Below are 19,227 nucleotides of genomic sequence, written 5' to 3'. Positions count from 1 at the left end.
TGAAACTCAGTATATTGTTTAATAATTATTCAATTTCGGACGACTTGGTTTTCTGTCCGAATTACGCAACAAAGCCGGTAACTGGGCTCGGCTGGCCAGTAACACAATCTTATCCAATATTTTTCGCGATAAGACGTATGCTTGCACTTTGGTTGAATTCGGTAACTCGACCGCATCGGCAATAATGTCGATGGCACGCTCAGAGATCAGTTCTTTCAACAAAAACGGTAATGCAGCTGGCCATTCTTGACGCGGCATGACCGGTTTGTCGATTTGGTACATCTGGTAATAGTTATGAGAAAGAATAACCGTTAATGAATCATACGCACTCGCTGCAACGCTCAATGCTTGCTCAACGGCTTTTTCCCAATTGGACTCAGAAATATCAAATTGGTATGGACGACTACTTTTGATTGAAGATGATAAATAAACGGCGTCTGGCTGAATAACCAAAAAGCAGGAGCGACCACCACTAGATGATCGCTTAAGCTTGTCGAATAGTGCTTTGAAATCCATGATTATTATCTTTATTTTTTCCGCCAGCGATTTCGTCTTCCCAATTTAACTTGGGATTCTGATTGAGAATTCGGCAACGCTTGGGGACGAGGAAGAAACTGCTGCTCCGCAGAAAAGTAACGCCCTTGCCCACCATAAACCCCGAGCTCAATTAATGTGTTGAGCTCGTTCTGATTCTCAATTCCCACTGCTATAATTTTAGTTTTACTGTTTGCCGCCGCACCTAGCATACTGCGGACAAATAGCTGGTTTTCATGTCGTTGGTCGATTTTTGCTACTAAACTGCGATGAAGTTTAAGGTAACGAATGTCCACTTCTTTTAAATAGTGAGTGCTGACGATGGTACGCCCAGCCTGCCCAACCATTAAGTGGCACCCTAAACCGGCCAGCATTTTAGCGACTGGTCGCATAAAGTCTAAGTGTCTTACAAATTGTGCTTCAACAAACTCAAAACTGAGACACTTTCTCTGCTCACGTGACAACTGTAAGAGTTCATCACGAAACCATTTAAAGTACTCTCGGTTAGAAAATGGCGTTACATTCAAATTGAGCGCATACGATCTTGAGTTATCAAAATTATCCTTAAACTCTCTTAAGAATTTATTAATAACCGACTTATCCATTTGCGCTTCATAACCAACCTGTCTGATCGCAGAAATGAACCGAGACGCTTTAACAATCCCATTCTCAGGATCGCGAATCCGACATGTTAACTCTTCATATAATGATTTTTTATGCGTCGCGTCACTTATTGGGTGCACAGATTGTGCGTAGAGTATCACACTTTCAGGTGTAAGTGCTGTGTCAAATAACGTTCTCCACCTCACACTTCCGCGAGCTTCTTCATCGTGGTTCCATTTTTTGAAGCGACTCCAATTATTGTTATTTTGTAGTTGCGCACTACGCAAAGCAGTCTCGGCTTCATCAATGATTTGGCTGTGTCGCTCACCTTCTTTATAAGTGGTGATGCCAATATGGCACCAGTTGTCTGGATCAAGTGGCTCTGGCGGCATTAACTTTTCTAACTGGCGAATGCATTGCGAGGCGAGGTTAGCCACATCTTTCGCACTTTGGTGCGGTAGAAAAAGCGCAAAATCAGCATCGTAATAACGGGAAAATACAACATCTGGGTATCGTTGAACTAAATTGGACAATAAACTCCCAACTTCAACAATAAACTCATCCGTAATTTGCTTATCTTGCTCTTCTTCAACCAGTTTCCAGTCTTGAATACGAACTAGCAACACGGCGCCGCGAGCCCCACTTTCTAGTAACGCCGATTCCAACTTGCTATCAAATAACACTCGGTTAGCGGTACCGGTTAGCTTATCAAGGAAGGTTTGAGTTCGAATAAAGGTATCAAATCGGCTTCGCTCTTGACGCGCATCTTGTAACTCTTCGATTAATACATCGAGCGCTTCACTGGCGGTGTAAGGCCATTCTTTTTTGTCACCTTTGGCATACTGCTCCACCCTACCAGCCAGGATCATTCTGCCTCGCTCTTCGAGCATTTCGGAGCCTTCTAATTGTTCCTTAAGCCATGCCACGCCGCGCATTAAGCAGAAGATGATCAATATAACGGCAAGCGTGATCGACCAAAGCGCCTGCATTGAGTAGCTGTAACCTAAGTAAGGGGGAATTGCTTTAAAGTGAATCGTGTAATCTTGATTGTGAGTCAACTGGTACTCAGCCTCAAACAAGACTGACGCTTCCATTTGATGAGAAGTATCTTTGAAGCGATAAACAACGGCGTTGTTGGTCGACAACGTCATTTCGACAATATTGGAAGCCTGCAGCATTTTCGGCATCCAGCGCTGCATAGAATAAGCGGCGTCAGGATCTTCCATCTCCTTGTCGACCACCTCTACGATCCCTTCTAAATAATGGGTGAGATATTCCTGCCCAAGACGTTTAAAAGAGAGGGTGCCACCGACAAACAAGATAAACATGGCGCAGATAACGATCATGGTGACGAAGGCCACCAGCCGTGTGCTTAACTTAAGAGTTGGGGTATACCTCATGAATACCAAATTCCTTTTTTATTCATCATATACCTTATTGAAATATTTATACTTGATAAGAGTTCATCAAACAATCGGATTAGTCTGATAGTGAGAGGCTGGAGCATAAAGAAAATCACACTCATTGATAAGTTTTATTGTTACGCCTAACCTTGCCAAGATAAGCCTGTGAGATCATTAGATTGCGACAATAAAAAAGGCCGCGATATTCGCGGCCTTTTCGATTCAAGCATAAGCAGAATTTAGAACGGGATATCGTCGTCAAAATCCATTGGTGGCTCATTGTACTGCTGCTGTGATTGCTGCGGAGCCTGTTGTTGTGGTTGCTGTTGCTGAGGCGCATTGTACTGCTGCTGAGCTGGCTGTTGAGGCTGACCCCATCCACCTTGTTGCTGCTGTTGACCGCCCATAGGTGCGCCGCCACCTTGAGCACGACCGCCAAGCATTTGCATCACACCATTGAAGCCTTGAACAACGACTTCAGTTGAGTAGCGATCTTGACCACTTTGATCTTGCCATTTGCGAGTTTGCAGTTGCCCTTCAATGTAGACTTGAGAGCCTTTACGCAAGTACTCACCTGCTACTTCCGCAAGTTTGCCGAACAACACAACACGGTGCCATTCCGTTTTTTCGCGCTGTTCGCCAGTCGCTTTATCACGCCATGAATCAGAAGTCGCAATAGTAATGTTTGCTACTGCACCGCCATTCGGCATGTAACGAATTTCAGGGTCGTTACCTAGATTCCCCACCAAAATAACTTTGTTAATTCCACGGCTGGCCATGATGTGCTCCGTTTCACTCTGGATATATAAAATTTTAGCGCATTAGAATAGCACGCTTTAATGTTTTGATTAAAGTCTAATACCATTGTGATCTATTGAGTCACCCTCTAGAACCCAAATCGTATTTCAACTTACGTGTGTAGCATTTTTGATTCGCGTTGCAGACATCGTTTCGTGAAGCTTTGAATTCGAACGCATTTATTCAGTAAAGCGATGGTTATGGCCTCTCTTTAATGCCAGTTTATGGCTTCTATTGAACCCAGGGAGATTGGAACACGTGAGAAAGTCGGCTTACGCAAGAAAGCTATTTCTGATCAGTATGGAAGATAATGCGCAAAAAAAAGTGGCGGCACTCGAAAAGTACATTGATATGAGCATCCCGGTGATTTCAACCGAAGCACTCATGGAAGCCAAGCCACAACACCGTAATAAAATTCTACTGATAGACTTCAGTGAACATAAATCACTTGTTCAATCGATCAAAAACTTGCCTCTTGTATGGAAAAACTTTGAAACCGTTGTCTTCAACGTGCCTAAAAGACTAACCACAGATGAACTTCTTTCATTTGGTCAATTAAAAGGTGTGTTTTATTCTGAAGATACGCTAGAGCAAATTGGAGAAGGGTTAAAAGGCATTGTTAACGGTCAAAACTGGCTGCCGCGTAATGTAACCAGTCAACTTTTACACTATTACCGCAATGTCATTAATACTCATACTGCACCAGCTACGGTAGACCTAACCATTCGTGAGCTACAAGTACTGCGTTGCCTACAAGCTGGCGCCTCGAACAGTCAGATGGCCGAAGAGTTATTCGTCAGTGAATTCACCATCAAATCGCACTTGTATCAGATATTCAAAAAGCTATCCGTAAAGAACCGAGTACAGGCAATCGCCTGGGCAGACCAAAACTTAATGTCGTGATGCAATGTTAGCGGCTCTGATAACTGAAATGACGAGTCGCTCATCTTTTTTCCGCACCGAGTCTCACATTTTTTCCTACTTTATTCATGATTCATTGATACCTCTCGTGTTAAAGTTATGCGCAGATTCTTGATAAAAACGAGATAGGATATTCCCCCAATGATAAAAAAATGTCTGTTCCCTGCTGCAGGCTATGGCACACGCTTCCTACCGGCAACGAAATCTATGCCAAAAGAGATGATGCCAGTCGTGAACAAACCGCTTATTGAATACGGTGTCGAAGAAGCAATCCAAGCTGGTATGAACGGCATGTGTATTGTGACAGGTCGTGGCAAGCACTCGATCATGGACCACTTTGATAAGAACTACGAACTGGAACATCAGATTAGCGGTACCAACAAAGAAGAGCTGTTGGTAGATATCCGTGAAATCATTGAATCTGCAAACTTCACTTATATACGTCAACGCGAAATGAAAGGCTTGGGCCACGCGATTCTAACTGGACGAGAATTGGTAGGCGATGAGCCATTTGCTGTTGTTCTTGCTGATGACCTTTGTGTGAACGAGCAAGAGGGCGTACTGGCTCAGATGGTGGCACTATTTAAGCAGTTCCGCTGTTCTATCGTTGCAGTGCAAGAAGTACCAGCCGAAGAAACACACAAATACGGCGTTATCTCTGGTGAAATGATCAAAGACGACATCTACCGCGTAGACGACATGGTAGAAAAACCAGAGAAAGGCACGGCGCCTAGCAACCTTGCTATCATTGGCCGCTACATCCTGACTCCCGATATTTTTGAACTGATCGAAAACACCGAACCTGGTAAAGGTGGTGAAATTCAAATCACTGACGCGCTGCTGAAGCAAGCAAAAGCGGGCTGTGTGTTGGCTTACAAATTCAAGGGTAAACGCTTTGACTGTGGTAGCGTTGAAGGTTACATCGAAGCAACTAACTATTGTTTTGAAAACCTGTATCTAAAAGATGAAAAAACCTCTGAGCTAGGTAAGCACGCAACACAAAAAGCAGTATAAAGCATCGTCTTAGTACGAAATTACTGTATCGAAAGCCCAGCACAACGCTGGGCTTTTTACTTTACTGTTTTTTTATCCAGTAATTTTCTTTGCACATTTCTCACACTATGTAATACTTGCCCCACTTGGTTATACATAGAGCAAAAACGATGGATAAAATAGAAGTTCGCGGTGCCCGAACCCATAACCTTAAAGACATTAATCTTACAATCCCTCGCGATAAACTGATTGTCATTACTGGACTAAGTGGCTCCGGTAAATCCTCTCTCGCTTTCGATACATTGTATGCAGAAGGCCAACGACGCTACGTAGAGTCTCTCTCTGCCTACGCTCGTCAGTTTTTGTCTCTGATGGAAAAACCCGATGTCGACCACATTGAAGGGTTATCACCTGCGATTTCTATTGAACAGAAATCTACTTCTCATAACCCGCGTTCAACCGTCGGTACAATTACCGAAGTCTACGACTACTTACGTCTATTGTATGCTCGTGTGGGCGAACCCCGCTGTCCAACGCATCATGCCCCTCTTGCCGCGCAAACCATCAGCCAAATGGTGGACAAAGTCCTAGAGATGCCGGAAGGCAGCAAAATGATGCTATTGGCGCCTATTGTCAAAGAACGTAAAGGTGAGCATGTTAAAACGCTTGAGAACTTAGCGGCTCAAGGCTTTATTCGTGCGCGTATTGATGGAGAAACTTGCGATCTTTCCGATCCTCCAACCCTTGAACTACATAAAAAGCACACCATTGAAGTTGTGGTAGACCGCTTTAAAGTTCGTCCAGACTTACAACAGCGCTTGGCCGAATCTTTCGAGACAACACTCGAATTATCAGGCGGAATTGCGGTTGTCGCGCCAATGGATGGCGACGGTGAAGAGATTATTTTCTCCGCCAACTTCGCTTGTCCACAATGTGGTTACAGCATGCAAGAGTTAGAGCCGCGACTTTTCTCATTCAACAACCCTGCTGGTGCATGTGGCACTTGTGATGGTTTGGGTGTTCAACAATACTTCGATCCAAGTCGAGTCATTCAAGATGATTCATTAAGCTTGGCACAAGGTGCGATTCGCGGTTGGGATCAAAAGAACTACTACTACTTCCAAATGCTCACCTCATTGGCCGATCATTATGGTTTTGACCTCCATGCCCCTTTTAATTCTCTGCCAAAGAAAACGCAAGATGTCATTCTAAAGGGCTCAGGTCGTACTGAGATTGAGTTTAAATACATCAACGATCGTGGCGATATTCGCGTTAAGCGTCATCCATTCGAAGGTATTCTGAATACCCTAGAACGTCGCTATCGTGATACAGAATCCAACTCTGTCCGTGAAGAGCTTGCGAAATACATCTCCACTAAATCTTGTTCAAGCTGTGGCGGTACTCGTCTACGCCTTGAAGCACGTAACGTGTTTATTGCTGATACGACACTACCTGAGATTGTTGAACTCAGCATTGCTGATGCATTGGAATTCTTCCATTCCTTGAAACTGGAAGGTCAACGCGCCCAAATCGCTGAAAAAGTGATGAAGGAAATCAACGACCGCCTGCAATTCTTAGTTAATGTCGGTTTGAACTACCTAAACTTATCACGCAGTGCGGAAACCTTATCAGGCGGTGAAGCTCAACGTATTCGTTTAGCAAGCCAAATTGGTGCAGGTCTTGTTGGTGTGATGTATGTTCTGGATGAACCGTCGATTGGCCTCCACCAGCGTGATAATGAACGACTCCTAAAAACACTGACTCATTTGCGCGATTTAGGTAATACCGTACTTGTGGTAGAACACGATGAAGATGCGATTCGCTGTGCAGATCATGTCATAGATATTGGTCCTGGTGCTGGCGTACATGGTGGTAATGTTGTTGCGGAAGGCACCATGGAAGAGATAGTCGCGAATCCGAATTCTCTGACAGGTCAGTACTTAAGTGGTGTTAAAGAAATCGCAGTACCGAAAGATCGCACGCCGCGAGATCCGAAAAAAACGGTTGAGCTATTAGGCGCAACAGGTAATAACCTTAAAAACGTTAACCTTTCAATTCCTGTTGGGTTATTCAGCTGTATTACAGGAGTATCTGGCTCAGGTAAATCAACGCTGATTAATGATACTTTCTTTAAAATTGCGCATACCCAACTTAACGGAGCGACAACGGCTCAGCCTTCACCTTATAAATCGATTAAAGGTCTAGAGCACTTCGATAAAGTCATCGATATCGATCAAAGCCCAATTGGCCGTACACCTCGCTCTAACCCTGCAACCTATACGGGGATCTTTACACCAATCCGTGAACTGTTTGCAGGCACACAGGAGTCGCGTTCTCGCGGTTACAAACCGGGCCGTTTTAGTTTTAACGTACGCGGTGGTCGTTGTGAGGCCTGTCAGGGTGACGGTGTTATCAAAGTAGAAATGCACTTCCTACCAGATGTTTATGTGCCATGTGATGTGTGTAAAGGTAAACGCTACAACCGTGAAACGCTCGAAGTACGTTACAAAGGTAAAACTATTGATGAAGTGCTAGAAATGACGGTCGAAGATGCACGCACCTTCTTCGATCCAGTTCCTGCCATCGCTCGCAAACTACAAACACTGATGGATGTGGGTTTGTCGTACATACGATTGGGTCAAGCGGCAACAACACTCTCCGGTGGTGAAGCACAGCGTGTGAAACTGGCGCGAGAGCTATCCAAACGTGATACAGGAAAAACCTTGTACATTTTGGATGAACCAACAACCGGCCTTCACTTCCATGATATCCAGCAGTTGCTCACTGTACTGCACAGACTTCGCGACCACGGAAATACTGTCGTGGTGATCGAGCATAACCTGGACGTCATTAAGACTGCGGACTGGATTATCGATCTTGGTCCTGAAGGGGGTCAGGGTGGCGGCGAGATAATCGCTCAAGGCACTCCGGAAGATGTGTCGCAAATCGAGGGTTCGCACACAGCTCACTTCCTCAAGCCTATGTTGAAGTAGAAAAAACAGGTAAAGTATCGAGACCAGCAAGTGCTGGTCTTTTTTCATTCAAAACAACGCAATAACTATGGCTACTATACATGTAAGTGGAACAAAGCTTTCTCCCGAAAAAGTACAGGTTCCCCTCAATCGCAAGTTTCTCATTGCCTTGGCAACACTATTTGTGTTGGCAATGCACTTTTTCATGCCCAACCCCGGCGGTTCGGGGCTTTCGCTTTCGTTCAATGCGACAACTTGGATTGCTTTTAGCTTTGCATTAGGCATTGGGTGTTACCAACTTGCGAATAATCGAGTACTACGTTACTCAAAACTAACCATCGGCTTGTTCATTAGTACTCTTATCATGACGGTGCCCATTCTGTACCCAAATGCGAATAGCAGTTTGGCAGCCAATAAGCTCATTGGCCTGTGGTGTGGTGTCCTGTTCTTTATTGTCTTACAACAATTTCATTTCAGTAATAAACATCGCCAACGCCTATTATGGTTCATTGTCCTTGCGGTTGTTATCGAAGCCATTTTTGGTTTGACACAATATCTGTATCTCAAACCAGGCAATCCGTTTGGTTACGACACGGTGGCCAATCGTCCTTATGGTATTTTCCAACAGCCCAATGTAATGGCCAGCTTTCTTGCGACAGGGTTGGTGATTGCCAGCTATTTACTTGCACGTCAGCCCTACAAATACGATCGTAAGTTAAGCGATGTTTACCTTCTCTATGCCGTACCAGTTTTAACTTTACCACTAATTGTGGCGTTGGCTTCACGCACTGGTTGGTTAGCCTCGGTCATCGCCGTGTTGTTGGTCATTCCATACATGTACCGCTTTGCAACCAAAGGGCGCTTTATCCGCTGGGTTGTGTCACTTGTAAGTGGGCTCTTACTCTCAGTCGTTGTCATGCATCTTGCCTTTCCTGATGGAGGTGGGTTAGCCGCAGAAAAAGTAAATATGGAGTCTCCTCGAGCGTATACTTTTCCACAAACATTAGACATGGTGATTGAAAAGCCTTTTACTGGTTATGGATATGGCAAGTTTGAATCTGAGTACATGCTGTATACGGCTCGTCAACATGCCCTAAATGAGAATTACCCAGCTGGTTTGCCAGCCATGGATCATCCGCATAATGAGCTACTTTACTGGGGAGTAGAAGGTGGCTTGCTGCCAATACTCGGCATCTTCTTAGCGATGGCACTGGTACTGTATCGAATCTATCAAGCCAAACGCGGAACTCGTCTTGCGTTGCTGGCCTTGTTTATACCTATCGTATTGCACTCGCAACTGGAATACCCTTTCTACCACTCTCTCGTGCATTGGTTGATCTTCGTTATCCTACTGTACTGGGTCGATCAGCGCGTCTCTCGTTATCGACAAGTCGGCTTTAGTAATGTAACCAAAAGCTTGCTGCGTGTTTTTAGTTTGGTACTTCCCGTTGCGTTTACGTTTTACATGGTAAGCGCATTACATACGAACTATGTATTGACGAAGTTTGAGACCACTAGACCAACTAACCCTGATATTCTGAATCAAGTCAGTAACCCTGTAGTTTGGAAAGACAGATTTGATTGGGATGTCTATAGCACGTTTTTAAACCTTGGGCTGTACCAACAAGACGCAACCTTGATCAAGCCTTATATCGATTGGTCGCTAAAAATCATCAAAGATAAGCCTCGCCCTGCATTTTATAATAATTTGATTTTGGCCTACCAAGGCTTAGATGACTCAAGTAAAGCGGAGCAAATTAGAGCTGAAGCGCAGTTTTTGTTCCCGAAGATTGATTTCAGTGACGTCAATTACCAACCACCTTCTCAAGCAATCTCTGCCTCACCAGCCCCCACTTCAGGAGCTGAGTAATAAATACCAAAAAGCGAAGGGATGACCTTCGCTTTTCTTTATCTCATTACTGTATGATTTTATTCAGTGAGTGACTCTTCTAACGCTTTTAAGCACAGCGCAACGTTTTCAGATCGAGCGCCGTAACCCATTAAGCCAATACGCCACGCTTTACCAGCTAATGCCCCAAGGCCTGCACCAATTTCTAGGTTATAGGTTTCTAGCAAGTGAGCACGAACTTTTGCTTCATCAATTCCTTCAGGCACGTAAATCGCATTTAATTGTGGCAACCGATGGGCTTCGTCCACAACAAATTCAAAGCCTAACTTTTGTAAGCCATTTTTGAGTTTTTCATGCATCAGTTGGTGACGAGCCCAAGCGTTTTCTAATCCTTCATTTTTCAGTATCAATAAAGCTTCATGAAGCGCATACAAGCTATTAACTGGCGCCGTATGATGGTAACTACGCTTGCCTTCTCCACTCCAATACCCCAAAACTAAACTCTGATCGAGGAACCAACTCTGTACTGGTGTTGTTCTTGCTTGAATCTTTTCAATCGCGGCAGTAGAAAACGTCACTGGTGAGAGCCCTGGTACACATGACAAACATTTTTGACTGCCAGAGTAAACCGCATCCAGTTGCCATTCATCCACTTTTAACGGCACACCACCAAGCGATGTCACCGCATCAACAATAGATAATGCATTATGCTGTTTCGCCAGCTTACCCAATGCTTGAGCATCACTGACTGCACCAGTTGAGGTTTCCGCATGCACAAAAGCAAGAATTTTTGTATCTGGGTGCTGTTCGAGTGCTTGCTCGACTTTATCAATGGAAACAGGCGTCCCCCATTCATCATCGACGATAACAACTTCGCCACCAGCACGGACGACATTTTCGCGCATGCGTTCACCAAATACACCGTTACGGCAGACGATCACTTTGTCGCCTTTCTCGATCAAGTTTACAAAGCAGGTTTCCATCCCTGCGCTACCAGGCGCTGAAACCGCAATAGTGAACTCATTGTCAGTTTGAAAGGCATACTTCAATAGCTGCTTGAGCTCATCCATCATACCGATAAACAGAGGATCAAGGTGACCTACCGTAGGACGGCTTAGTGCTTGTAACACTTGAGGATAAATATCAGAAGGACCAGGTCCCATTAAAATACGGTGAGGCGGAATAAAGCTTTGGATCGACATGTCAGCTCCTTGATTATCTTTTATCCTGAGCATTCTAAAAGTTCTATTCAATAACATGGCTCAGGTGTAGGGTTCTTCACCCTAATAGATTTTTCCTCTATCAGCAATTAGCCGTAAGTATGGAGGTCAAACCAGTGTCACAAAATCGTTAATAAAAAACACCATAAAGGTTGAAATATTGATTGACATTAAGGCCTCAAAACCGTTCAATGTTTGAGCTTTATGTAGAAGAGGAGCGCTACCCAGGTAGATGATTTGTGGAACCGCAATTCCAACACCAATCATTGAGGGGGAGTAGTGCCGAGGTAAGTCAAAGTTGCAGGATTTGACTTGTCGGTTGAATTGGGCTGAATCCCATCAACTGTCATCAGCGCAGTCTGATGAAGGGCTTCTGAGGGTAAATTTTTCAAATAGCATTCTAAATACCTCTCTTTTTGCTCTGTTCCTTTTCTCACTAAACATTGGATGTACAATTTTTTAGGAAGTCGTGGGAGAACGCAGTGAGCGCATTTAACGTAGCTAAATTCGGTGGAACCAGTGTTGCCAACTTTGAGGCAATGAGTCGTTGCGCCACCATTATCGAAAACAATCCAAATACTCGCCTGGTCGTGAGCAGCGCTTGCTCTGGCGTCACCAACCTATTGGTAGAACTCGCCAACGGTGTTCAGGATCAAACGCACCGTACTGAGCTGCTGCAAAATCTGGCCAACATTCATGACGCCATTTTAACTCAGCTCGAAGACAGCACGAAAACTGCTGCCGAGGTGTATGGCATATTAGATACCGTAACCAGCCTGGCCGAGGCTGCATCTATCCAAGCTAGTGCGAAGTTAACCGATCATTTAGTCGCATGTGGTGAACTCATGTCGACGCACATTCTAACTCAGTTAATGTGTGAGCGAGGCATTCAAGCAGTGCGCTTTGATATCCGCGATGTGCTGCGTACTGATGACAACTTTGGTCGCGCGGAGCCAAACATTGAAGCAATTTCGACGCTTACGCAAGATAAACTCGTACCACTTTGCCAACAATCCGTTGTTGTTACTCAAGGCTTCATAGGATCTGACGAAGCCGGTAATACAACAACACTAGGTCGAGGAGGCAGCGATTACAGCGCCGCCTTAATTGCTGAGAGCGTCAAAGCGGCAGGGTTAGAAATCTGGACTGATGTTCCGGGCATCTACACAACAGACCCGCGAATTGCGCCAAAAGCCTCACCAATTCCCGAGATCAGCTTTAGCGAAGCTTCAGAAATGGCTAACTTTGGCGCTAAAATCCTTCACCCTTCTACGCTAGTACCCGCATTGCGCCACGACATTCCGGTATTTGTAGGGTCATCGAAAGAGCCAGAAAAAGGGGGAACTTGGATTCGCCACCAAGTCGAAAGCTCACCGTTATTCCGTGCGCTAGCTTTGCGTTGTAACCAAACCATGGTAACGCTACGCAGCGCCAATATGTTCCACGCATACGGCTTCTTAGCAAAGGTCTTTGAGATCCTTGCAAAGCATAAGATATCTGTCGATTTGATCACAACATCTGAAATCAGTGTATCGTTAACACTTGATCAAACCGATACATCCGGCGGCGCGCCGCAGCTGCCGCAAGCTGTACGAGAAGAGTTAGAAGAGTTATGTAAGGTAGAAGTTGAACATGACCTATGCCTCGTTGCCCTAATTGGTAACAACATGAGTGAGAGTAAAGGCTACGCGAAACAGGTTTTTGGCACGCTAGAAGATTTTAACCTACGCATGATTTGTTATGGCGCTAGCCCTCACAACTTATGCTTCTTGCTCCATGAATCGGTATCGAAACAAGCCATACAAAAACTCCACACTGAGTTGTTTGAGAAGTAAGTTCAACTCAATAAAACAAAGGGCTGCGTATCTGCAGCCCTTTGTCGTTTCATTAGTTGTTACATTTGGACGAGGTAAACATCAATTTAACCGTTAATGTTTGGCCCTAACCATTTTTCAGCCTCGATCCTATCCCACCCCTTACGATCGGCGTAACTCTCTAACTGATCTTCTTGGATCTGTGCGATCGCAAAGTAACGTGAGTCAGGATGAGAGAAATACCAACCAGAGACTGACGCGCCCGGATACATTGCATAGCTGGAGGTTAGCGTCATGCCAATATTCTCTTCCACATTAAGTAGCTCCCAAAGCGGTCCTTTTTCAGTATGCTCAGGGCACGCTGGATAACCTGGTGCAGGGCGAATACCTTGGTATTTTTCACGAATGAGATCATCGTTAGATAAATCTTCATCCGCAGCATAACCCCAAATTTCTTTACGGACACGCTCATGCAAATACTCAGCAAACGCTTCGGCTAGGCGATCCGCCACCGCTTGAATCATAATTGCGTTGTAATCATCTCCCTGTGCTTTGTATTCATCAGCAAGCTCTCGTTCACCAATACCACCAGTGACAGCAAATGCCCCTATCCAATCATGTTTACCCGACTCTTTAGGTGCGATGTAGTCGGATAAACAATAGTTGAATCCTTTTGGTTTCTCGGTCTGTTGTCGCAAGTTACGTAATACTTTCAAAACGTCGGTACGAGTTTCATCAGCATAAACTTCAATGTCGTCCCCCACGCTCGCAGCAGGGAATAAGCCACACATTCCACGCGCTTTTAACAGGCCTTCTCGCTCAACTCGATCAAGTATCTCGTTGGCATCTTCGAATAAACGTTTTGCTTCTTCACCAACTTCTTCATGTTGGAAAATTGTTGGATACTTACCTACAAGTGACCAAGTCATAAAGAATGGTGTCCAATCGATGTATTGACGTAACATAGCCACATCAAAATCATCGAAGATATGAATGCCAGGCTTAACAGGCACTGGAGGAGTATAAGCTTCCCAATCGATCGCAACTTTATTCGCTCGAGCCGCTTCTAATGTCACTGGTTTGGTTCTCGGTTTCTTTCGATTATGTTGATCACGTACTCGTTCGTAATCAGCTTCAAGTTTTTCAACAAATTCAGGGCGACGTTCATCTGACAATAGAGAAGTACATACGCCCACTGCACGTGAGGCGTTGTTCACGTAAACCACTGGATGCTTGTAATTTTGCTCAATCTTAACTGCTGTATGGGCTTTTGACGTTGTTGCGCCACCGATGAGAAGAGGTAAGTTAAAGTCGAGACGCTCCATCTCTTTTGCAACATGCACCATTTCGTCTAATGAAGGCGTGATCAACCCTGATAAACCAATAATATCGACGTTTTCTTCTTGCGCTACTTTTAAGATCTTTTCGCAAGGAACCATGACACCAAGATCGATAATTTCATAATTATTGCACTGCAATACAACGCCAACGATATTTTTCCCGATATCATGTACATCACCTTTGACCGTCGCTAGCAAAATCTTACCGTTTGTTTGTCCCACCTGCTTTTCTGCATTGATGTAGGGCTCCAGATGCGCGACTGCTTGCTTCATCACTCGTGCAGATTTTACGACCTGAGGAAGGAACATTTTACCTTCACCAAACAAGTCTCCAACGACGTTCATCCCATCCATTAGTGGGCCTTCAATCACCTCTAATGGCTTTGAAGCGTTGACACGAGCCTCTTCGGTATCATCAACGATGAACTCAGTTATTCCTTTCACTAACGCGTGCTCTAAACGCTTTTCAACAGGCCAAGTTCTCCACTCAAGTGCAGAGGCATCCTCCTCTTTACCTACCCCTTTGCCTGCATATTCCGCCGCGATATCTAACAATCTCTCAGTGGCGTCATCACGACGGTTAAGAACGACATCTTCCACAGCCTCACGCAATTTTTCAGGCACGTTATCGTAGATTTCTAACTGACCCGCATTCACAATCCCCATATCCATACCATTTTTAAAACAGTGGTAGAGGAACACCGCGTGAATCGCTTCACGTACATAGTTATTGCCACGGAAAGAGAATGAGACGTTAGAAACACCACCAGATATCATCGCATGTGGTAAATCACGTTTGATATCGCCAACGGCTTCAATGAAATCCACCGCGTAGTTATTATGCTCCTCGATCCCCGTAGCAATGGCAAAAATGTTTGGGTCAAAAATGATGTCTTCTGGTGGAAAGCCCACTTCATCAACAAGAATTCGGTAAGCGTTGGTACAAATTTCTACTTTGCGCTCACGTGTATCTGCTTGCCCAATCTCATCAAACGCCATCACAATCACAGCCGCACCGTAACGGCGGATCAACTTAGCTTGTTCAACGAATTTCTCTTTGCCTTCTTTGAGAGAGATCGAGTTAACAATGCCTTTGCCTTGGATGCACTTAAGACCGGCTTCAATAACCTCCCACTTGGAAGAGTCAACCATGATTGGTACTTTTGAGATTTCAGGTTCTGACGCACAAAGGTTTAAAAAGCGAACCATACAAGCTTGTGCATCCAACATGCCTTCATCCATGTTGATATCGATAATTTGAGCGCCATTTTCAACTTGTTGACGAGCCACATCGAGCGCTTCATCGTACAGCTCTTCTTTAATTAAGCGCTTAAAACGCGCAGAACCGGTTACATTCGTACGCTCACCGACATTGATAAATAAAGAGTCTTTATCAATAGCGAGTGGCTCTAGGCCAGACAAGCGACAAGCAACGGGAAGTTCAGGTAATTGACGAGGGGCGATATTTTCAACCGCGAGTGCCATTTGGCGAATGTGCTCAGGAGTTGTACCACAACACCCACCAATCAAGTTTAAAAAGCCACTTTGAGCCCACTCTTTAACATGCTTAGCCATATCTTCTGGCGACAAATCGTATTCGCCGAATGCATTCGGAAGCCCAGCATTTGGGTGAGCGGAAACAAAAGATTCTGATATACGAGAGAGCTCTTCAACATAAGGACGCAGCTCATCTGGACCAAGTGCACAGTTCAAACCAAACGAAATCGGTTTAACATGACGTAATGAGTTGTAAAACGCTTCTGTGGTTTGACCGGATAATGTCCGACCGGAAGCATCAGTAATAGTCCCCGAGATCATCACAGGTAACTCAATACTCATCTCTTCAAACACACTTTCAACAGCAAATGAACAAGCCTTAGCGTTAAGCGTATCGAAGATGGTCTCGATAAGAATAAGGTCTGAACCACCTTTAATAAGCGCTCGAGTCGATTCAGAGTAAGCCTCAACTAACTCGTCGAAAGAAACATTTCGATATCCGGGGTCATTTACATCAGGAGAAATAGAACAAGTTCGGTTTGTCGGCCCTAAAACCCCTGCGACATAACGTGGTTTATCGGGTGTTTTTGCGGTCCATTCGTCTGCAACTTCACGTGCAAGCTTGGCAGCTGCAAAGTTAATTTCTTCACTTAGGCTTTCCATCTCGTAGTCAGCCATCGCAATGGTTGTTGCGTTAAAAGTGTTGGTCTCAAGAATATCTGCACCCGCTTCTAAATATGCAGCGTGAATTTCCTTGATAAGTTGAGGCTGACTTAGAACCAACAGGTCGTTGTTACCTTTTAGATCACAATGCCAATCCGCAAAGCGCGTTCCTCGATAGTCTTGCTCTTCAAGTTTGTACCCTTGAATCATGGTTCCCATACCACCATCAATCAAAAGAATACGTTGCTTCAATTGAGCTTCAATCTGTTGTCTTACGTTACTTCCCACAGTACAGCCTCATTCCTTTAGTTATCTTTCCATCCTATCACACAAACTTCAGGAGTCTAGACGTCTAAACGTGGAATTAATGATTATTTTATCTCCTTCTTAACTTACAAAATAATCACGAAAAAATGTTTGCTATTTAAGCAGCATCAGCCGAGAATTCCATTCATAAAATGTTACAAATAGAGAGCTCTATGTCGGTCTATCATACTTTATGTTTTCTATCCGCAGCTGCGATGCTAATTGCTTTTGTAAACAGCAAGATAGGAAAGATGCAAACCACCATTGCGATTACCGCAGGTTCAATGGTGCTTTCACTTCTAATCTTAATTGCGGGTCAAAACAACTGGTTCCATCTCACCGAAATTGCGACGGAGACGGTCACAAGGATTAACTTCGAAGATTTCTTGCTCAAAGGCATTCTTGGCTTCTTACTATTTGCTGGTGGACTAGGCATCAAACTCCCGAACCTTAAAGATCAAAAGTGGGAGATCACTGTTTTAGCTCTTGGAGCCACACTGTTTTCCACGTTCTTTATTGGATTTGCGCTGTATGGGTTTTGTCAGTTAATTGGCATCCAATTTGATTTGGTCTACTGCTTACTATTTGGTGCTCTAATATCGCCAACTGACCCAATCGCTGTATTGGCTATTGTTAAAAAACTCGATGCTCCCAAACGTATCTCCACTCAGATTGAAGGAGAATCGCTCTTCAATGATGGCTTCGGTTTGGTTATCTTCGTCACTCTATTTACGATTGCGTTTGGCACTGAGGCACCAACTGTAGGTAGTGTCACCTTACTCTTCATCCAAGAAGCTATCGGTGGTATCACATATGGTTTAGTCCTCGGTTTGCTATTCCACTACTTGATCAGTGCCACCGATGATCACTCAATGGAATTGTTACTTACCATTGGTGTCCCAACGGCAGGTTACGCATTTGCTGAATACATCCATGTATCAGGCCCACTCGCAATGGTTGTATCCGGTATTATGATTGGCAACTGGACACGCTTTATTGGCTTTTCAAAAGAGAGTGAAGATCACCTTGACCATTTTTGGGAGCTTGTTGATGAATTCTTGAATGGCGTGTTATTCCTACTGATCGGTATGTCGATGCTGCTATTTGAATTCCACAAAGAAGACTGGATCATGATGGCTATTTCAGTCCCTCTTGTACTAGCAGCTCGCTATCTAAGTGTATTTCTTTCTTACATAGGCTTTAAACGTTACAGAAAATATAATCCATGGTCAGTGCGTATTTTGACGTGGGGCGGTTTACGCGGGGGCCTTGCATTGGCAATGGCACTTTCCATTCCATCTGGTATTTGGGTGATTCAAGATAAGTTAATCGATGTAAAAGAGATTATTCTTGTGATGACCTACTCCGTCGTTGTTTTCTCTATCCTCATTCAAGGCTCAACAATCACCCCAATGATTGAAAAAGCAAAAGCTGAAGAGAAGAAGATGGAAGAGGACAACCAAGCAATAACCACTCCAGAGCATACGGAGCCAGTGGACTCTTAAAGACACGTAACTTAATAAATAAAAAGCAGCTACCTAGCTGCTTTTTTCATAACTAATTTTCAGACTTCCCTTCAAGAACGAAGGCTCCTTATTCTTTGATATACCATCAAATATACGAAGAATCGCTACGCTACATTTTCATAGATACTAACTATTGCCGATAGATAGTATTCATAGACGAGTCTTTTAATTTACCCATTTTCATCTGTATCACTTCTCTTCCCTTGGCAATATAGGCTCCTCGCAAACATCAAAGCTAAACTTCCACAATACTTAGCAATGAGCGAGTTTGTATTTTTATGAGAAAGAGACATTTAGGGTGATTGCGTTCAGAACCCAAACGGGTTAGAAACCTCACCGAGATAAAACTGAGCTGGCACCCAGGTAGCAAAGCCTTAACGGAAGTTTAAATCCCTCCCTCTTGAACTCAGTGAGACTAAACTTGTATTCAAAGTCCTCCTGTTTTCAAATTAGAAACAAGCGACACTTCAAACAATTAAACTCTGTCACATAACTAGATTTTCTAATATCGAATAAAAGGAGCTTTGGTTAGAGCTTGGTATCGGAATAAGACTAAGGCACAGAGTTACGTGCTAGCTCGTTCACAACGGTATTAAAACCATGTGAAGAGGGTAGTGTAACTCCAGATGCAAGGTTTCAATATGAAAGTGGATTTAAGGTAAGTCGGGGAACTAAAACGAAAAAGCCTCAGTCTTTCGACTGAGGCTTAATCTTAATATAAGTGGCGGAGTGGACGGGACTCGAACCCGCGACCCCCGGCGTGACAGGCCGGTATTCTAACCAACTGA

The 19,227-nt window shown here is 44.3% G+C and carries 10 protein-coding genes, 1 pseudogene and 1 riboswitch; of the genes and pseudogenes, 6 read left to right on the top strand and 5 right to left on the bottom strand.

The window, feature by feature from the left end:
• Positions 1-78: 78 nt before the first annotated feature.
• The 3 genes and pseudogenes from R7Z77_RS22375 to R7Z77_RS22365 form a co-directional block, all read right to left on the bottom strand.
• Positions 79-516, bottom strand: a pseudogene (locus R7Z77_RS22375) (MSHA biogenesis protein MshI); the annotation flags it as partial.
• Between the two features lie 11 nt (positions 517-527).
• Entirely contained in the window at positions 528-2,537 is a 2,010-nt protein-coding gene (gene csrD, locus R7Z77_RS22370; RefSeq protein ID WP_005381201.1) for an RNase E specificity factor CsrD, read from the bottom strand.
• Positions 2,538-2,779: 242 nt separating this feature from the next.
• Complete coding sequence (locus tag R7Z77_RS22365) at positions 2,780-3,319, bottom strand: single-stranded DNA-binding protein (protein ID WP_005381235.1); 540 nt, start codon at positions 3,317-3,319, stop codon at positions 2,780-2,782.
• 277 nt (positions 3,320-3,596) lie between these two features.
• Between R7Z77_RS22365 and R7Z77_RS22360 the strand changes: the two genes are divergently transcribed.
• From R7Z77_RS22360 to R7Z77_RS22345, 4 genes are all read left to right on the top strand, one after another.
• Complete coding sequence (locus R7Z77_RS22360; RefSeq protein WP_033907423.1) at positions 3,597-4,241, top strand: LuxR C-terminal-related transcriptional regulator; 645 nt, start codon at positions 3,597-3,599, stop codon at positions 4,239-4,241.
• Between the two features lie 159 nt (positions 4,242-4,400).
• Positions 4,401-5,273: a UTP--glucose-1-phosphate uridylyltransferase GalU gene (gene galU, locus R7Z77_RS22355; protein WP_005381239.1), complete on the top strand. Its 873-nt coding sequence runs from the start codon at positions 4,401-4,403 to the stop codon at positions 5,271-5,273.
• Between the two features lie 149 nt (positions 5,274-5,422).
• On the top strand, positions 5,423-8,245 hold the full coding sequence (gene uvrA, locus R7Z77_RS22350) for an excinuclease ABC subunit UvrA (protein WP_005381241.1): 2,823 nt from the start codon (positions 5,423-5,425) through the stop codon (positions 8,243-8,245).
• A gap of 67 nt (positions 8,246-8,312) precedes the next feature.
• A complete protein-coding gene (locus R7Z77_RS22345) occupies positions 8,313-10,094 on the top strand; it encodes a PglL family O-oligosaccharyltransferase (protein WP_031779063.1) in 1,782 nt (593 codons plus the stop codon).
• 59 nt (positions 10,095-10,153) lie between these two features.
• Here the strand turns inward: R7Z77_RS22345 and R7Z77_RS22340 are convergent, their stop codons facing one another.
• Complete coding sequence (locus tag R7Z77_RS22340) at positions 10,154-11,275, bottom strand: pyridoxal-phosphate-dependent aminotransferase family protein (protein WP_005381245.1); 1,122 nt, start codon at positions 11,273-11,275, stop codon at positions 10,154-10,156.
• A 220-nt stretch (positions 11,276-11,495) separates the two neighbouring features.
• Positions 11,496-11,674: riboswitch (Lysine riboswitch) on the top strand.
• 101 nt (positions 11,675-11,775) lie between these two features.
• Here R7Z77_RS22340 and lysC point away from each other — a divergent pair.
• Positions 11,776-13,128 (top strand): lysine-sensitive aspartokinase 3, encoded by a 1,353-nt coding sequence (gene lysC / locus R7Z77_RS22335; protein WP_005381251.1) that lies wholly within the window; start codon positions 11,776-11,778, stop codon positions 13,126-13,128.
• Between the two features lie 86 nt (positions 13,129-13,214).
• Here lysC and metH read toward each other — a convergent pair whose 3' ends face one another.
• Positions 13,215-16,895, bottom strand: coding sequence for a methionine synthase (gene metH / locus R7Z77_RS22330; RefSeq protein ID WP_005381253.1), 3,681 nt, complete (start codon positions 16,893-16,895; stop codon positions 13,215-13,217).
• Positions 16,896-17,086: 191 nt separating this feature from the next.
• Between metH and R7Z77_RS22325 the strand changes: the two genes are divergently transcribed.
• On the top strand, positions 17,087-18,418 hold the full coding sequence (locus R7Z77_RS22325) for a cation:proton antiporter (protein WP_031779064.1): 1,332 nt from the start codon (positions 17,087-17,089) through the stop codon (positions 18,416-18,418).
• The last annotated feature ends 809 nt before the right edge of the window (positions 18,419-19,227 follow it).

This window comes from Vibrio sp. 1401 (assembly GCF_033340295.1).
This window is presented reverse-complemented; position numbering and strand designations above follow the sequence as displayed.